This window comes from Nocardioides sp. SR21, from assembly GCF_022761125.1.
Classification (GTDB): Bacteria; Actinomycetota; Actinomycetes; order Propionibacteriales; family Nocardioidaceae; genus Nocardioides.
Window position 1 is genome coordinate 198,873 of record NZ_JAKWJR010000001.1, and the last position, 17,345, is coordinate 216,217.

The following is a 17,345-nucleotide window of genomic DNA, read 5'->3' on the forward strand; positions in this document are numbered from 1 at the left end:
CATGAGCATCCTGAAGAAGGCGATCGTGCCCGCCGTCATCGTGATCGCGCTGGTGGCCGCGGCGTTCACGATGTTCAGTGGCGACGACACCAGGACCGTGACCGCGCACTTCCCACGCACGATCTCCATCTACGAGGGCAGCGACGTGCGCGTGCTCGGCGTTCCGGTCGGCACCGTCGACTCCGTGAAGCCCTCCGGCACCGACGTCGTGGTCACCATGACGTACGACGCGGACGTGAAGGTCCCGGCCGACGCGAAGGCCGCGATCATCGCGCCGTCCGTCGTGGGCGACCGGTTCGTCCAGCTCACGCCCGTCTACACCGGCGGCGACGTGCTGGCCGACGGGGAGGTGCTCGAGGAGGACCGCACCGCGGTGCCGCTCGAGCTCGACCAGATCTACACCAGCCTCGACGACCTCACCGTCGCGCTCGGCCCGACGGGCGCCAACCAGAACGGTGCGCTCTCGGACCTGCTCGAGACCACGGCCGAGAACTTCGGCGGTCAGGGGGCGAAGTTCCACCAGACCATCGAGGACTTCGGCAAGCTCAGCGCGACCCTCGACGACAACAAGGAGGAGCTGTTCGGCTCCGCCCGCGCGCTGCAGGGCTTCATCAGCACGCTGGCGCGGAACGACTCCACGGTCCGTCGCTTCAACGACTCCCTCTCCGACGTCTCGTCGATGCTCGCGGGCGAGCGGGAGGAGCTGAGCGCGTCGCTGGAGGCACTCGCCGGCGCGCTCGGCCAGGTGAAGACGTTCGTGGCGGAGAACCGCGCGGTGCTGGGTCGCAACATCACGGGTCTGAACCGGGTCTCCAAGGTGCTGGTCAAGCAGCGCGACGCGCTCGCGGAGGTCCTCGAGGCCGGCCCCCTCGCGCTCAACAACCTGGCGCTCACCTACAACCCGCAGTCCGGGACGCTCGACACGAACGCGAACCTCGGCGAGCTCGTCCACCAGATCCAGTCCGACCCGTCGACGCTGCTGTGCGGGTTCCTCTCGCAGGCCGACAGGTCCGGTGCGCTGTGCGACCTGGTGAAGACCGCGCTGCCGCGGGCCGCCGCGCTCGGCCAGGGCAAGGGCGCGACCTCCGGCGAGCGGTTCGACGCGACGCTCGGCGGATTCGTGGAGGGGGACCGATGACGACGCCGATGACGAGGCCGATGAAGCCGCTGCGCGCGCTGGCCGCCGTGCTGGCGGGGACGATCCTGCTCACCGGCTGCGACTTCGACGTCTACGAGCTGCCGCTGCCGGGCGGCACCGACGTGGGCGACGACGCGATCACCGTTACCGCCGAGTTCCAGGACGTCCTCGACCTCGTCCCGAAGTCCACCGTCAAGGTCGACGACGTCAGTGTCGGCGAGGTGACCGACGTGGAGCTCGACGGCCAGCACGCTCGGGTGACGCTGCAGCTGCGCAACGACGTCGAGCTGCCCGAGAACACCATCGCCGAGATCCGCCAGACCAGCCTGCTCGGTGAGAAGTTCGTGTCGCTGAGCCCGCCCGAGGGCATCGCCCCCGAGGGTGAGCTCGAGAGCGGGGACGTGATCCCGCTCGACCGCACCGGCCGCAACCCCGAGGTCGAGGAGGTCCTCGGCGCGCTGAGCCTGCTGCTCAACGGAGGTGGCGTCGCCCAGCTCAAGACGATCGCGACCGAGCTCAACCAGGCGCTCGAGGGCCGCGAGGACACCGCGAGCTCGGTGCTCGAGCAGGTCCGCCTCTTCATGGGCCAGCTCGACGAGAACAAGGACGACATCGTCACCGCGATCGACTCCCTCAACAACCTCGCGGTGTCGGTGAACGGCCAGATGGACTCCATCGACTCCGCCCTCGACGAGCTGCCCAGCGCCCTGCAGTCGCTGGACCAGCAGCGGGCCGACCTGGTCAAGATGCTCAAGGCGCTCGACCGTCTCGGTGGCGTGGGGGTGCGGGTCATCAAGGCGTCGAAGGACGCCACGATCGAGTCGCTGCGCCAGCTGAACCCGGTCCTCACCGAGCTCGCCGACTCCGGCGACGCGCTGGTCAAGTCGTTCAACGTCTTCCTGACCTACCCGTTCGTCGACGAGGCGGTGGGCCGCGACCCGCAGGTCGCCCGCAACCTCCACATGGGCGACTACACCAACCTCTCCATCCAGCTCGACATCGATGCCTCCGGCGGCATCAGCGGCCTGCCCACGGGCCTGCCGACCGACCTCCCGACGGTGCTGCCGACCGAGCTGGACCCGACGGTGATCCTCGGTCGCGTCGCCCGCTGCATCGCCAGCGCCGACGTGACCAGCAAGCCCTGCCGCAAGATCCTCTCGACCGTGCAGGGCCTGGCGAACATCAAGGACGCCTGTCTGAAGAAGAAGAACGCCAAGACCGTGGTCTGCCGCATCATCAACCAGATCCCGGGCCTGCCGCACCTGCCCGGCGGCGAGCTGCCCAGCGGGATCCCGACCGAGCTGCCGTCCCTGCCCGGCCTCGGCGACATCCTCGGCCTGGGGCGCGCCGGGGTCGGTCCCACGCAGGCAGCCGAGATCCCGCTCCAGGGCCCGACCCTCGGCCAGCTCAGCACGGTGTTCGACCCGGCCCTGGTCCGCCTCCTCGTCCCCGGGATGGTGACCGAGTGATCACCCGCCGGACCCGCATCCAGCTGCTCGTCTTCGTGGTGATCACGCTGCTCGGGGTCACCTTCGTCGGGGCGCGCTACGCCCAGCTCGACCGGATGCTGTTCGACGACAGCTACACCGTCGTCGCGCACTTCTCCGACTCCGGCGGCATCTTCGCCGGCGGCGAGGTGACCTACCGCGGCGTGAAGGTCGGGCGGGTCGGCGAGCTCGAGCTCACCGACGACGGCGTCGACGTCCACCTCGAGGTCGACAACGGCTACGACGACATCCCCGCGGACTCGCTGGCCGTGGTCGGCAACCGGTCCGCGGTGGGGGAGCAGTACGTCGAGCTGCAGCCGCAGGTCGACTCGGGGCCGTACCTGCGCGACGACTCCGAGATCGCCAACGAGGACACCCGCACGCCGATCCCGACCCAGAAGCTGCTCGCGGACATCTCCAACACCGTCTCGTCGGTCGACCAGGAGGCGCTGGCGACCACCGTCCACGAGATGGGCGAGGCGTTCGCCGGCACCGGCGAGGACCTCCAGCGGATCATCGACACCGGCGACTCGTTCATCAACGAGGCGAACGCCAACTTCGACGTCACCACCGCCCTGATCCGCGACAGCAACAGGGTGCTGCGCACCCAGGTCGACTCGGCCGGCGCGATCCGCAACTTCGCCAGCCAGATGAGCCTGTTCAGCGACGCGCTCGCGGGCTCCGACCCGGCGCTGCGCCAGCTCATCGACGACGGCTCCGCGGCCGCGAACGAGCTGCGGACGTTCCTCGAGGACAACGAGGTCGACCTCGGCGAGCTGATCAACAACCTCGTCACCACCGGCCAGGTCATCGTGGACCACCTGCCCGGCGTGCGACAGCTCCTGGTGGTCTACCCCTACGTCGTGGAGGGCGGCTTCACGGTCGTCTCCAAGTCGCCCGACACCGGGCTGTACGACGCGCACTTCGGCCTCATCCTCACCACGAACCCGGTCTGCCACCAGGGCTACCAGGGCACCGACACCCGCCCGCCGCAGGACGGCTCGAACCGGCCGATGAACGAGAGCGCCCGCTGCACCGAGCCGCCGGAGATGAGCAACGCCCGCGGCGCGCAGAACCTCGGCCGCGCCGGTGCGGCGTACCGCGCACCGGTCGCGTCGTACGACCCGGAGACGGGCGAGCTGCGCTGGGGCAGCAGGGCGCACCAGGACGACACGGTGGCGGCCACGCCCGCCCCGCTGAGCTTCGGAGAGGACTCGTGGAAGTGGCTATTTCTCCAGCCGTTGACCAGTATCCAGAGGTGACCGCGCCCGACCCGACCCCGAGCAACCAGCCGAACCAGCGGTTCCGGCTGGTCCTCCTGGTCGTGCTCCTCGTCGCGCTGGTCGCCTCCGCCGCGACGCTCGGGTGGCTCCTCGTCGACCGCGACAGCGGTGGGTCGAGCGACGCCCAGGCCGACCGCGAGGCCACGATGTCCCAGACGAAGCAGTTCGTCCTGCGGCTCAACACCTACGGGCCCGACCAGCTCGACGACCAGGGCCACCTCACCGAGTACCGCGACCAGGTCGCAGAGGTCATCACCCCCAAGTTCGCCAGCGACTTCGAGACCTCCGGCCTCCCCATCGCCGAGGAGACCGTCAAGACCGCCGGCTACGGCCGTGCCGTCAAGGTGTTCGGCGTCGGCGTCGAGTCGATCGACGCCGACTCCGCAACGGTGATCGTCGCCGCGGGGATCACCGGCAGCTACCCCGATCCCAAGGCCGCCGACGACGCCTCGAAGCGCGTCGACGCCGACGAGGACGTCCTGCGCTGGGAGGTCGACCTGGTGAAGACGGACGGCGAGTGGCTCGTCGACGACTACGCCCCGGTCAACCAGGACGAGGAGGCCGGCCAGTGAGCCCGACCTGGTACGACATCCTCGGCGTCGACCCCGGCGCCTCGGCCGACGAGATCCGCGCCGCCTGGCGCGCCCAGATCGCCGACCTCGATCCCACCGACCGCCGCTTCGCCGTCCTCAACCAGGCGGCCGAGGTCCTCCTCGACCCGGCCACCCGGAGGTTGTACGACACCGAGCTCGCCGCTCAGCAGGAGCCCGACCCCGCACCCGAGCCGGCTCCCGAGCCCGCACCCGAGTCGGGCCACGTCGTCGTGGCGAGCGGGCCCGTCGCCGCCGGGTCGTCGGGCGGCCGGACCATCCCGGGCTGGCTCCTCGCCGGCCTCGCCGTGGTCACGCTGGCCCTGGTCGCGGTCACCGCGGTCGTCTGGAGCCGGGAGCCGTCGTCGGCCTCGGTCGAGAGCGACACCCGCGCTGCCCAGGCCGCCGCCGAGCGCGCGGTCGTCCCGATCCTGTCGTACGACGCCCGCAACCTCGAGACCTCCAAGGCTGCCGCCCAGCCGTACCTCACCAGCGACTTCCGCGAGGAGTACGACAAGCTCTTCGACGGGATCATCGCCCAGAACGCCCCCTCGACCGGCACCGTCCTCGAGGCCTCCCTGGTCCGCTCCGGCATCGTCCGCTCCGGCGAGGACCGGGTCCAGGTCTTCGCGCTGGTCGATCAGACCCGCACGAACAAGGAGATCACCGAGCCGCAGGTCTACAAGAACTGGGTCACGATCACCATGGAGAAGGTCGGCGGCGACTGGCTGGTGGCCTCGCTCGACACCTGAGCCCGGTGGGGGTCGTGTCGAGGCTCAGGCGCCAGGGCGCCTTCGCACCTCGACCACCGATCCACCCCCTCCCAGGAGGCACGACCGAGGAGCGGGTGACCCCGCGAGGGCGTCGGCGGCGCTCACGTCGCCGACCGAGCGTGAAACCGAGGCGTGGCGGAGCGAAGCGAGGACACGGCGAGGTAGCGAGGAGGCGACGGGAGGCGCCGAAGGCGCCCGAGGACAGGACGCCAGGAAGCCGACGAGGGAGACAACGACCCGCCCCCCGCCGCCCTGCGGCGGGCCCTCCCACGGCGGGCCCGCTTGACCTGACCCGGTTCGCCGTTCATGATCGTCGCCAACGCGACCCCGAGGCGGCATTCCGGGGTTTGTGAGGTGCCCGCGTGTGCGGTAGGCTGCTTCTTTGCGTCTGCCCTCAAATGCTCTTCGGCCTGCCCGGTGGCTGATTTTGTGGTGGGTTGACGCAGATCGAAGAGCGAATCGTCGAAGGACACCTCTTGGCCGCGCGCACCACCTCTGGTAACTCCCGCCGCATCTCTTTCGCAAAGATCACCGAACCTCTCGAAGTTCCTCAGCTTCTCTCGCTCCAGACCGACAGCTTCGACTGGCTGGTCGGGAACGAGAAGTGGCAGGCCGCCGTCGAGCGCCGCCGAGCCGAGGGTGAGGACGTCTCCAGCAAGTCCGGTCTCCAGGAGATCTTCGAGGAGATCTCCCCGATCGAGGACTTCTCCGAGACGATGTCCCTCTCGTTCGAGAACCCGGTCTTCTACGACCCCAAGTACACCGTGGACGAGTGCAAGGAGAAGGACTTCACCTACTCCGCTCCGCTGTACGTCTCCGCGGAGTTCACCAACAACGACACCGGTGAGATCAAGGGCCAGACGGTCTTCATGGGCGACTTCCCGCTCATGACCGACAAGGGCACCTTCATCATCAACGGCACCGAGCGCGTCGTCGTGTCGCAGCTCGTCCGTTCGCCTGGCGTGTACTTCGAGCGGACCGCCGACAAGACGTCCGACAAGGACATCTACACCGCGAAGCTCATCCCCTCGCGCGGCGCCTGGCTCGAGTTCGAGATCGACAAGCGCGACCTGGTCGGCGTCCGTCTCGACCGCAAGCGCAAGCAGAACGTCACGGTGCTGCTCAAGGCCCTCGGCTGGACCAACGAGCAGATCCGCGAGGAGTTCGGCCAGTACGAGTCGATGATGCTGACCCTGGAGAAGGACCACACCCAGGGCCAGGACGACGCGCTGCTCGACATCTACCGCAAGCTGCGCCCGGGCGAGCCGCCGACGCGCGAGGCCGCGCAGACGCTGCTGAACAACTACTACTTCAACCCGAAGCGCTACGACCTCGCGAAGGTCGGTCGCTACAAGATCAACAAGAAGCTCGGCCTGGTCGAGGCCTTCGACCAGCAGACGCTGACCATCGACGACGTCGTCGCCGCGATCAAGTACATCGTCGCGCTGCACGACGGCCGCGAGCAGATCGAGTCGCCCCAGGGCGCGCTCGACATCTCGTCCGACGACATCGACCACTTCGGCAACCGCCGGATGCGCACCGTCGGCGAGCTGATCCAGAACCAGCTCCGCACGGGCCTGGCCCGCATGGAGCGCGTGGTCCGCGAGCGGATGACGACCCAGGACGTCGAGGCGATCACGCCGCAGTCCCTGATCAACATCCGTCCCGTGGTGGCGGCGCTGAAGGAGTTCTTCGGCACCTCGCAGCTGTCGCAGTTCATGGACCAGACCAACCCGATCGCCGGCCTGACGCACAAGCGTCGCCTCTCGGCGCTCGGCCCGGGTGGTCTCTCCCGTGACCGCGCCGGCATGGAGGTCCGTGACGTCCACCCGTCGCACTACGGCCGCATGTGCCCGATCGAGACGCCGGAAGGCCCGAACATCGGTCTGATCGGCTCGCTCGCGTCGTACGGACGGATCAACCCGTTCGGCTTTGTCGAGACGCCGTACCGCCGGGTCGAGAAGGGCAAGGTCACCGACCAGGTCGACTACCTCACCGCCGACGACGAGGACCGTTACGTCATCGCGCAGGCGAACGCCGCGCTCGACGACAAGGGTCGCTTCGCCGAGGAGCGCGTGCTGGTCCGCCAGCGCAACGGTGAGGTCTCCGAGGTCCTGGCCGACGAGGTCGACTACATGGACGTCTCGCCGCGCCAGATGGTGTCGGTCGCGACCGCCCTGATCCCGTTCCTCGAGCACGACGACGCCAACCGCGCGCTCATGGGCGCCAACATGCAGCGCCAGGCCGTGCCGCTGATCCGCAGCGACGCGCCGCTGGTCGGCACCGGCATCGAGTACCGCGCCGCGGTCGACGCCGGCGACGTGGTCGTCGCGACCGCTGCCGGTGTGGTCAAGGACGTCTCCGCCGAGATCATCGAGACGATGAACGACGACGGCACGTACTCCACGTACAAGCTGGCCAAGTTCAAGCGCTCGAACCAGGGCACCTGCATCAACCAGCGCCCGCTGGTCTCCGAGGGTGACCGGGTCGAGGTCGGCTCGCCGATCGCCGACGGTCCGTGCACCGACGACGCCGAGATGGCGCTGGGCACGAACCTCCTGGTCGCGTTCATGCCGTGGCAGGGCCACAACTACGAGGACGCCATCATCCTGAGCCAGCGCCTGGTTCAGGAGGACATCCTCACCTCGATCCACATCGAGGAGCACGAGGTCGACGCCCGCGACACCAAGCTCGGCCCCGAGGAGATCACCCGGGACATCCCGAACGTCTCCGAGGAGATGCTGGCCGACCTCGACGAGCGCGGCATCATCCGCATCGGCGCCGAGGTCACCACCGGTGACGTCCTGGTCGGCAAGGTCACGCCCAAGGGCGAGACCGAGCTGACCCCGGAGGAGCGGCTGCTCCGCGCGATCTTCGGTGAGAAGGCGCGCGAGGTCCGCGACACCTCGATGAAGGTGCCGCACGGTGAGTCCGGCACGGTCATCGGCGTCCGCGTGTTCGACCGCGAGGACGGCGACGAGCTCCCCCCGGGCGTCAACCAGCTGGTGCGCGTGTACGTCGCGCAGAAGCGCAAGATCTCCGTCGGCGACAAGCTCGCCGGTCGCCACGGCAACAAGGGCGTCATCGCGAAGATCCTGCCGATCGAGGACATGCCGTTCATGGAGGACGGCACCCCGGTCGACGTCGTGCTCAACCCGCTCGGTGTGCCGCGACGGATGAACATCGGTCAGATCCTCGAGCTGCACCTGGGCTGGCTGGCCAAGCAGGGCTGGGACCTCGACCTCCACGAGGGCGACAAGAAGTCCGACTGGAAGCAGCGCCTGATCAAGATCCACGCGGACAAGGCGGAGCCGAACACCAACGTGGCGACGCCCGTGTTCGACGGCGCTCGCGAGGACGAGATCACCGGCCTGCTCGGCTCGACGATCCCCAACCGCGACGGCGTGCGGATGATCGACGAGACCGGCAAGGCGTCGCTGTTCGACGGCCGCTCGGGTGAGCCGTTCCCGGACCCGGTCTCGGTCGGCTACATGTACATCCTGAAGCTGCACCACCTCGTGGACGACAAGATCCACGCGCGCAGCACCGGCCCCTACTCGATGATCACGCAGCAGCCGCTGGGCGGTAAGGCCCAGTTCGGTGGCCAGCGGTTCGGTGAGATGGAGGTCTGGGCGATGGAGGCGTACGGCGCCGCCTACGCCCTGCAGGAGCTGCTCACGATCAAGTCCGACGACGTGCCCGGTCGCGTCAAGGTCTACGAGGCGATCGTGAAGGGCGAGAACATCCCCGACTCCGGTATCCCCGAGTCGTTCAAGGTTCTCGTCAAGGAGATGCAGTCGCTCTGCCTGAACGTCGAGGTGCTCAACCAGGACGGCGCGCAGATCGAGCTCCGGGACGCGGAGGAAGACGTCTTCCGCGCCGCCGAGGAGCTCGGCATCGACCTGTCGCGTCGCGAGCCCAGCTCGGTCGAAGAGGTGTGAGTCAGCTGGCCCCGGGGGTTTCGAGACAGGCGCCAGGACGCCTTGCTCAACCACCGGGGCCGGCCCTCCGCCCCCACCAACTTCACTTTTCCTAGAACTACCGAAGGGTTGCAGCCACCGTGCTCGACGTGAACTTCTTCGACCAGCTTCAGATCGGCCTGGCCACGGCGGACGACATCCGCACGTGGAGCCACGGCGAGGTCAAGAAGCCGGAGACCATCAACTACCGCACGCTCAAGCCCGAGCGTGACGGCCTCTTCTGCGAGAAGATCTTCGGTCCCACCCGGGACTGGGAGTGCTACTGCGGCAAGTACAAGCGGGTCCGCTTCAAGGGCATCATCTGCGAGCGCTGCGGCGTCGAGGTGACCCGGTCCAAGGTGCGTCGTGAGCGCATGGGCCACATCGAGCTGGCCGCCCCGGTCACCCACATCTGGTACTTCAAGGGTGTCCCGAGCCGCCTCGGCTACCTGCTCGACCTGGCGCCGAAGGACCTCGAGAAGGTCATCTACTTCGCGGCGTACATGATCACCTCGGTCGACGAGGACGCCCGTCACCGCGACCTGTCCTCGCTCGAGGGCAAGGTGCAGCTCGAGCGCGAGCGCCTCGAGAAGCGTCGCGACGGCTCGCTCGAGGACCGCACCAAGAAGCTCGAGGAGGACCTCGCGACCCTCGAGGCCGAGGGCGCCAAGGCCGACGCGCGCCGCAAGGTCCGCGACGGTGCCGAGCGCGAGATGAAGCAGCTGCGCGACCGCGCGCAGCGCGAGATCGACCGCCTCGACGAGGTGTGGAACACCTTCAAGTCCCTCAAGGTCCAGGACCTGATGGGCGACGAGATGCTCTACCGCGAGATGAAGAACTGGTTCGGCAAGTACTTCGAGGGCCACATGGGCGCCACGGCGATCCAGAAGCGCCTCGAGGACTTCGACATCCCGGCCGAGGTGGAGTCGCTGCGCGACACCATCGCCAACGGCAAGGGCCAGAAGAAGGTCCGCGCCCTCAAGCGCCTCAAGGTCGTCGACGCGTTCCGCAAGACCGGCAACAAGCCGCAGGGCATGGTCCTCGACGCCGTCCCGGTCATCCCGCCGGACCTGCGCCCGATGGTGCAGCTCGACGGTGGCCGCTTCGCGACCTCCGACCTGAACGACCTGTACCGCCGCGTGATCAACCGGAACAACCGCCTCAAGCGGCTGCTCGACCTCGGTGCGCCCGAGATCATCGTCAACAACGAGAAGCGGATGCTCCAGGAGGCCGTCGACTCGCTGTTCGACAACGGCCGTCGTGGTCGTCCGGTCACCGGCCCGGGCAACCGGCCGCTGAAGTCGCTGTCCGACATGCTCAAGGGCAAGCAGGGTCGTTTCCGTCAGAACCTGCTCGGCAAGCGCGTGGACTACTCGGGCCGTTCGGTCATCGTGTCGGGTCCGCAGCTGAAGCTGCACCAGTGCGGTCTGCCCAAGCAGATGGCGCTCGAGCTCTTCAAGCCGTTCGTGATGAAGCGCCTCGTCGACCTGTCGCACGCGCAGAACATCAAGTCCGCCAAGCGGATGGTCGAGCGCGCCCGCCCGGTCGTGTGGGACGTCCTCGAAGAGGTCATCACCGAGCACCCGGTGCTGCTCAACCGTGCACCCACGCTGCACCGCCTCGGCATCCAGGCCTTCGAGCCGCAGCTGATCGAGGGCAAGGCCATCCAGATCCACCCGCTCGTCTGCTCGGCGTTCAACGCCGACTTCGACGGTGACCAGATGGCGGTGCACCTGCCGCTGTCGGCCGAGGCGCAGGCCGAGGCCCGGATCCTGATGCTGTCGACGAACAACATCCTGAAGCCGTCAGACGGCCGTCCGGTGACCATGCCGACCCAGGACATGATCATCGGCCTGTTCTTCCTGACGACCGACCGGGACGGCGTCGTCGGCACCGGCGACAACCGGGCGTTCTCGTCGGTCGCCGAGGCGATCATGGCGTTCGACCGCGGCGAGATCGCGCTCCAGACGCCGGTCAAGATCCGCTTCGACGACATCGTCCCGCCGCTGGAGCTCGGCGAGGAGCTCGAGTCGGGTCAGTCGATCACGCTCGAGACCACCCTCGGTCGCGCGCTGTTCAACGAGACCCTGCCGGCCGACTACCCGTTCGTGAACTACGAGGTCGGCAAGAAGGCCCTCGGCGCGATCGTCAACGACCTGGCCGAGCGCTACACCAAGGTCGAGGTCGCCGCTTCGCTGGACGCCCTGAAGGACACCGGCTTCCGCTGGGCCACCTTCTCCGGCGTCACGGTCTCGATCGACGACGTGACCACCCCGGGCGAGAAGGCCGAGATCCTCTCGGGCTACGAGGCCCAGGCGGCCAAGGTCCAGAAGCAGTTCGAGCGTGGTCTGGTCACCGACGAGGAGCGCCGCCAGGAGCTCATCGAGATCTGGACCCAGGCGGCCAACGAGGTCGGGAAGGCCATGGAGTCGACCTTCGACCGCGCCAACCCGATCTACATGATGGTCGAGTCGGGCGCCTCCGGAAACATGAACCAGATCCGGCAGGTCGCGGCCATGCGTGGTCTCGTGGCCAACCCGAAGGGCGAGATCATCCCGCGCCCGATCAAGTCCAACTTCCGTGAGGGCCTGACCGTTCTCGAGTACTTCATCGCGACGCACGGTGCCCGCAAGGGTCTGGCGGACACCGCGCTGCGGACCGCCGACTCGGGCTACCTGACCCGTCGTCTGGTGGACGTGTCGCAGGACGTCATCATCCGTGAGGACGACTGCGGCACCGAGCGTGGTCTGCCGAAGCGGATCGGTGAGCGTCGTGAGGACGGCACCGTGGTCAAGGCGGAGAACGCCGAGACCGCGGCGTACGCCCGCTCGGCCGCCGTCGAGGTCACCCACCCGGAGACCGGGGAGGTGCTCGCCACCGCTGGTGAGGACCTCGGTGACGTCAAGATCGGTGAGCTCGTCGCCGCCGGTATCGAGGAGGTCAAGGTCCGCTCCGTGCTGACCTGTGACGCCCGCACCGGTACCTGCGCGAAGTGCTACGGCCGCTCGCTGGCCACCGGCAAGCTCGTCGACATCGGCGAGGCCGTCGGCATCATCGCGGCCCAGTCGATCGGTGAGCCCGGCACGCAGCTGACCATGCGTACCTTCCACACCGGTGGTGTGGCCTCCGCGGACGACATCACGCAGGGTCTGCCCCGTGTGGTCGAGCTCTTCGAGGCTCGGTCGCCCAAGGGTCGTACCCCGATCTCCGAGGCCGCCGGCCGCGTGGAGATCGAGGACACCGACAAGTCCCGCAAGGTCCTCATCACGCCGGACGACGGCTCCGAGGTCCAGGAGTACCCGGTCTCGAAGCGCTCGCGCCTGAACGTCACCGACGGTCAGCACGTCGAGGTCGGCCACCACCTGACGTCCGGTACGCCGGACCCGCAGGACGTGCTCCGCATCCTCGGCGTTCGCCGGGCGCAGGAGCACCTGGTGGACGAGGTCCAGGCCGTGTACCGGTCGCAGGGTGTGTCGATCCACGACAAGCACATCGAGATCATCGTGCGGCAGATGCTGCGCCGGGTCACGGTGATCGAGTCCGGTGACACCAACCTGCTCCCGTCCGACCTGGTCGACCGGGTCCGGTTCGAGGAGGAGAACCGTCGCGTGGTCTCCGAGGGCGGCAAGCCGGCCTCGGGTCGCCCGGTCCTCATGGGCATCACCAAGGCCTCGCTGGCGACCGAGTCGTGGCTCTCGGCGGCCTCCTTCCAGGAGACCACCCGCGTCCTCACCGACGCGGCGATCCACGGTCGCTCGGACTCGCTGCGCGGTCTGAAGGAGAACGTGATCATCGGCAAGCTGATCCCGGCTGGTACCGGCCTCGAGCGGTACCGCAACATCCGGGTGGAGCCCACCGAGGAGGCCCGCGCCGCGGCGTACTCCGTCACGGGTTACGACTCCTACGACTACGAGTTCGGCAACGGCACCGGTCAGGCCGTCGCCCTGGACGACTTCGACTTTGGCTCCTACCAGAACTGAGCTCGGCGAGCGCGAAGCGCTCAACGAGCCTCAGTTCCGGTAACCAGGAGCCAGGTTGAGGGCGTCGACGTAGACCGCGCGCCAGCGCGGGATGCGTGACGCGTCTCGAAACCAAGTCGTTCAACAGATCGATCCGCAAGGCCCCATCACCCCACTGCGGGTGGTGGGGCCTTCGGCATTTCGCCGCGCGGTGGCGCGGGGGTCGTTGTCTCCTCGTCGGCCGAGACGTGCTGCGTGGTGCGCCTACGGCCACCTTCGGTGGCCGCCTCCTCGCTACCTCGCCGTGTCCTCGCTTCGCTCCGCCAGGCCTCGGTTCTACGCTCGATCGGCGGTCACCGAGGGCCTTCGGCGCACCTCTTGCGCGCCCGCTCCTCCTCGGTCGTGCCTCCTGATGTGTTGGGTGTTTCCCTCATGAGTGCCCGCCTGCGGCCGATGGGCACAGGCCGTCTCTCCTGCATGCCCCCAAGGACTCGAGGGTGAGGTGGTCGCCGCGGGACGGATCCGGCGGCGTTCCCTTCGGTACACCAGGAGACACGAATGTCCTACCGGAACCGGACGCCACGGATGGCGGCCCTCCTTCTCAGCGCGGCGCTCGGCGCTGCCTCCCTCAGTCTTGTCCCGGCCGCCGAGGCGGCCCCGCAGGTCCACGTGGCGCCCGCCCACCCGAAGGCGGGTGACACGTCGGCGACGACCATCACGCGCGTCTCGGCCACCAAGGGCTCGCCGGGCCAGATGATCATCATCGCGGGCACCAACCTCGCCGCGGAGGAGGCGGACGAGAACTTCCCTGAGCTGAAGACGTGGAAGGCCAAGACCGTGAAGTTCGGCGACACCGTCGTCGCAGCGGACCGCGTCACGGTCCTCGGGTTCAAGGGCGAGCTGATCCTGGTCACCGTGCCCAAGCACGCGAACGGGACGGTCACGCTGACCGTCGGTGACGCGGCCAAGGGCGTGAAGTTCACCTACAACGCTCCGGTGACCGTGGATATCACCCTGGATCTCCTGGAGGGTGGCACGGTCACGACCGAGACCGGTGCGACCGGCCTCACGGTCGAGGGCACCAACTTCTCCAAGACGACCAAGGTCCTCGTCGGTGGCAAGCCCGTGAAGATCACCAGCGTCGCCACGGACGGCACGAAGATCACGTTCGACGTCCCGGCGGGCCTGGTCGGGGTGCAGGACGTGCTCGTCACCGACTCGGGCACCGTCCACATCGCGGGCTTCGTGGTCTACGTGCCGGCCCAGATCGCCGTGACTGCCGCTTCGAGCGGTGCGCTCGTCGAGGCGAACACGAACATCGAGCTGACCGGGACCAACCTGGACAAGGTCACCAGCGCGACCTACGGCGGTGCCAAGGTGACGTTCAAGAAGACCACCGACGCCACCAAGCTGACCGTGACGATCCCGAAGGGCGCGGCCCTCGAGGACGGCAAGCTGACCCTGACCACCAAGTACGGCGCCACCGCGACGATCGAGATCGACCGCGCGCCGGCGCCGACGCCGACCGTCACCGCCGTCTCGACCGTCACGGCCTCCACCGCCGGTGAGATCACGCTGACGGGTACCGGCCTCACCGGCCTGAAGAAGGTCGTCATCAAGAACGAGGCCAACAAGCTGTTCGCCGGCTCGAAGTTCGTGGTGGCCGCGGACGGCAAGTCCGCCAAGGTGACGTTCCCGGCCCTGGCCGCCGGTACGTACACCGTGTCGGTGACCGCCGTGAGCGCGACCGCGTCGACGGCGTTCGAGTTCACCGTCGCCGCCAGCTGATCGCCGTCTAGCACGACCGTCGGCCCCGCCGCCCGGTTTCGGGTCGCGGGGCCGACGTGTGTTCTGGCACACCGGGCGTTCGCCGAAATCCTCATGAGGGGGGCCTCGGCGGCCGATAAGACCTGTGCCACTTCCCTACGTACACCCCTAGGTACGCGCTGGGCGGTGGCCGCCGTCGGACGGAACCGGCGGTGTTCCTATCCGTAGACCAGCAGGAGACCCCCCATGTCTAACCGGAATCGGACGCCACGGACGGCGGCCCTCTTCCTCAGCCTCGCCCTCGCCGGCGGCGCTGTTCTGACCACGATCCCGGCGGCTCAGGCCGCGGGCGCGCACGCGAAGGCCGTGACGATCGACACCGTCGTCGCCCGCCTCTCGGTCGCCAAGGCTCACGCCGGCGACAACGTGCTCGTCAAGGGCACCAAGCTCGCCACCAAGGACTCCGAGGGCGACTGGGTCGCCAAGGCCGTCAAGTTCGGCGACAAGACCGTCACCGCCTCGGACGTCACCGCCCTCTCTGGCACGACGCTCGTCGTGAAGGTCCCCACCACCGCGGCCGGCTCGGTCAACGTGACCGTCGGCGACGCCGTCAAGGGCCCGAAGTTCACCTACCTCGCCACCATCACCACCGACCAGGACGACCTGGACGACGTGGTCGTGAGCTCCGAGGCCGGCGCCGCTGGCCAGACCGTCGTGGGCAACCACATCACGAAGAGCACCAAGGTCTTCGTCGGCGGCAAGTCGGTGAAGTTCGACAAGACCACCGGTGGCCCGGCCGCCGACGGCACCAAGTTCACGTTCGACTACCCGGCCGGCCTCACGGGCGAGCAGGACGTCGTCGTCACCGACGGTGGCGAGACCGACTACCTCGGCTACGTGACCTACTCGGCCACCAAGCCGACCATCTCGGCCGTCAGCGTCGGCGAGGTCCTCGTCGAGGCCCCGACCGCCGTCACCCTGACCGGCACCAACCTCGACCTCGTCGTGAGCGCGACCTTCAACGGCACCGAGAAGGTGACGTTCGCGAAGACCACGGACAAGACGAAGCTGACCGTCACGATCCCGAAGGGCGCGGCTGTCACGGCCAAGGACCTGGTCGTCACCACCAAGTACGGCGAGACCGCGACCGAGCAGCTCGACCGCGTGGCCGCCAAGGCCCCGACCGTGACCGCCATCTCCGGCCAGAAGGCCGCCGGCGGCGAGGTCACCCTGACCGGTACCAACCTGGTCGGTCTCAAGGCCGTCAAGGTCTACAGCACCACCACGACCGTCAAGGTCTACTCGGGCTCGAAGATCTCGGTCGTCTCCCCGACCTCCGCCAAGGTGACGCTGCCGGCCCTGCCGGACGGCGCGGCCTACAAGGTCGAGGTCACCACCTGGTTCGCGACCCCGTCCACGAAGTTCGACTTCAACGTCGGCTCCGTCTCGACCCCGACCCCGGCTCCGGTCCTGACCGAGGCCAGCTACACGTTCGCGGCTGACGCCCCGGGCGGCAAGGCCACCATCGACCTCGAGGGCACCAACCTCGTCGTCGGCCAGAAGGTCCGCTACTACACCACCGCTCAGGGCCAGGCCGGCGCTGTGCAGGGCACCGTGGCGTCCATCGGCTCGGGCGGCACGCTCGGCAGCGTCGAGCTTGCGGCCGACCTGACCGACGGTGACTACCACGTCCAGATCAGCAAGGACGGTGGCACCACCTGGGAGGCCGCGGTCATCGACTTCGCCGTCGACAGCACTCCCTGATAGCAGCTCCGCGGCGTGAGCCGCACCCGACCGGCGCAGTCCCCTTGGGGGACTGCGCCGGTCCGGAATTTCGGGCAACTTTCCCGGTCATGCGAGTGTCCCAGCGGCATGAAGATCTCTCTTGTCGTGGCGGCTGCTGGTCTGGTGGTCGCCGGTCTGGTGCCGGTGGGGGCAGCGTCGGCGCAGGTCGTAGCCGCGTGCACGAATGCGGAGCTGGTGGCGTCGTACCGGTCCTCGGATGCGGGGATGAGTCACGAGTACGGGCGGATCGTGCTGAAGAACGTGTCGGACCACGCCTGCCGGACCGGTGGGTACGGCGGGCTGTCGTACGTCGGGGGTGGGGACGGGACCCAGGTCGGGGCGGCGGCGGACCGGGTGCCCGGGCACGTGCGGTCGGTCGTGGTGGGGCCGGGAGAGAAGGTCGTGAGCGCGGTGTCGGAGACCGACGCGGGTGCGTACCCGCGGCGGGAGTGCCGGCCGGAGGCGGTCGACGGGTTCCGGGTCTACCTCCCGAACGAGACCCGCTCGCAGTTCGTCGCGCACCCGACGACGGGCTGCCGCAACCGTCACGTGCACCTGATCACGCACAAGCCCTACCGGATGCCGCGGTGAGCCGCAGGGCCTG

10 protein-coding genes are annotated in these 17,345 nt (G+C 68.6%); all 10 read left to right on the plus strand.

What is annotated here, in order from left to right; genetic code table 11:
• The first annotated feature begins 1 nt into the window (after nucleotide 1).
• The gene (locus tag MJ604_RS01040; RefSeq protein ID WP_243056417.1) at nucleotides 2-1,138 is read left to right on the plus strand and encodes an MCE family protein; all 1,137 of its coding nucleotides are present in this window, start codon (nucleotides 2-4) and stop codon (nucleotides 1,136-1,138) included.
• Nucleotides 1,135-2,607, plus strand: coding sequence for an MCE family protein (locus MJ604_RS01045; RefSeq protein WP_243056418.1), 1,473 nt, complete (start codon nucleotides 1,135-1,137; stop codon nucleotides 2,605-2,607). Before MJ604_RS01040 ends, MJ604_RS01045 begins: the two co-directional genes overlap by 4 nt.
• Nucleotides 2,604-3,887 carry an MCE family protein gene (locus MJ604_RS01050; protein ID WP_243056419.1) on the plus strand — a complete coding sequence of 428 codons (1,284 nt, stop codon included), beginning with the start codon at nucleotides 2,604-2,606 and terminating at the stop codon, nucleotides 3,885-3,887. Before MJ604_RS01045 ends, MJ604_RS01050 begins: the two co-directional genes overlap by 4 nt.
• Nucleotides 3,884-4,480 (plus strand): hypothetical protein, encoded by a 597-nt coding sequence (locus MJ604_RS01055; protein ID WP_243056420.1) that lies wholly within the window; start codon nucleotides 3,884-3,886, stop codon nucleotides 4,478-4,480. The genes MJ604_RS01050 and MJ604_RS01055 overlap by 4 nt, the downstream gene beginning before the upstream one ends.
• Nucleotides 4,477-5,250 carry a J domain-containing protein gene (locus MJ604_RS01060; protein ID WP_243056421.1) on the plus strand — a complete coding sequence of 258 codons (774 nt, stop codon included), beginning with the start codon at nucleotides 4,477-4,479 and terminating at the stop codon, nucleotides 5,248-5,250. The genes MJ604_RS01055 and MJ604_RS01060 overlap by 4 nt, the downstream gene beginning before the upstream one ends.
• A gap of 497 nt (nucleotides 5,251-5,747) precedes the next feature.
• Nucleotides 5,748-9,212: a DNA-directed RNA polymerase subunit beta gene (gene rpoB / locus MJ604_RS01065; RefSeq protein WP_243056422.1), complete on the plus strand. Its 3,465-nt coding sequence runs from the start codon at nucleotides 5,748-5,750 to the stop codon at nucleotides 9,210-9,212.
• Nucleotides 9,213-9,331: 119 nt separating this feature from the next.
• Entirely contained in the window at nucleotides 9,332-13,210 is a 3,879-nt protein-coding gene (locus MJ604_RS01070) for a DNA-directed RNA polymerase subunit beta' (protein WP_243056423.1), read from the plus strand.
• 537 nt (nucleotides 13,211-13,747) lie between these two features.
• Entirely contained in the window at nucleotides 13,748-14,977 is a 1,230-nt protein-coding gene (locus MJ604_RS01075) for an IPT/TIG domain-containing protein (protein WP_243056424.1), read from the plus strand.
• Between the two features lie 225 nt (nucleotides 14,978-15,202).
• A complete protein-coding gene (locus tag MJ604_RS01080) occupies nucleotides 15,203-16,720 on the plus strand; it encodes an IPT/TIG domain-containing protein (RefSeq protein ID WP_243056425.1) in 1,518 nt (505 codons plus the stop codon).
• A gap of 108 nt (nucleotides 16,721-16,828) precedes the next feature.
• Nucleotides 16,829-17,332 carry a DUF4232 domain-containing protein gene (locus MJ604_RS01085; RefSeq protein WP_243056426.1) on the plus strand — a complete coding sequence of 168 codons (504 nt, stop codon included), beginning with the start codon at nucleotides 16,829-16,831 and terminating at the stop codon, nucleotides 17,330-17,332.
• Nucleotides 17,333-17,345 lie beyond the last annotated feature (13 nt).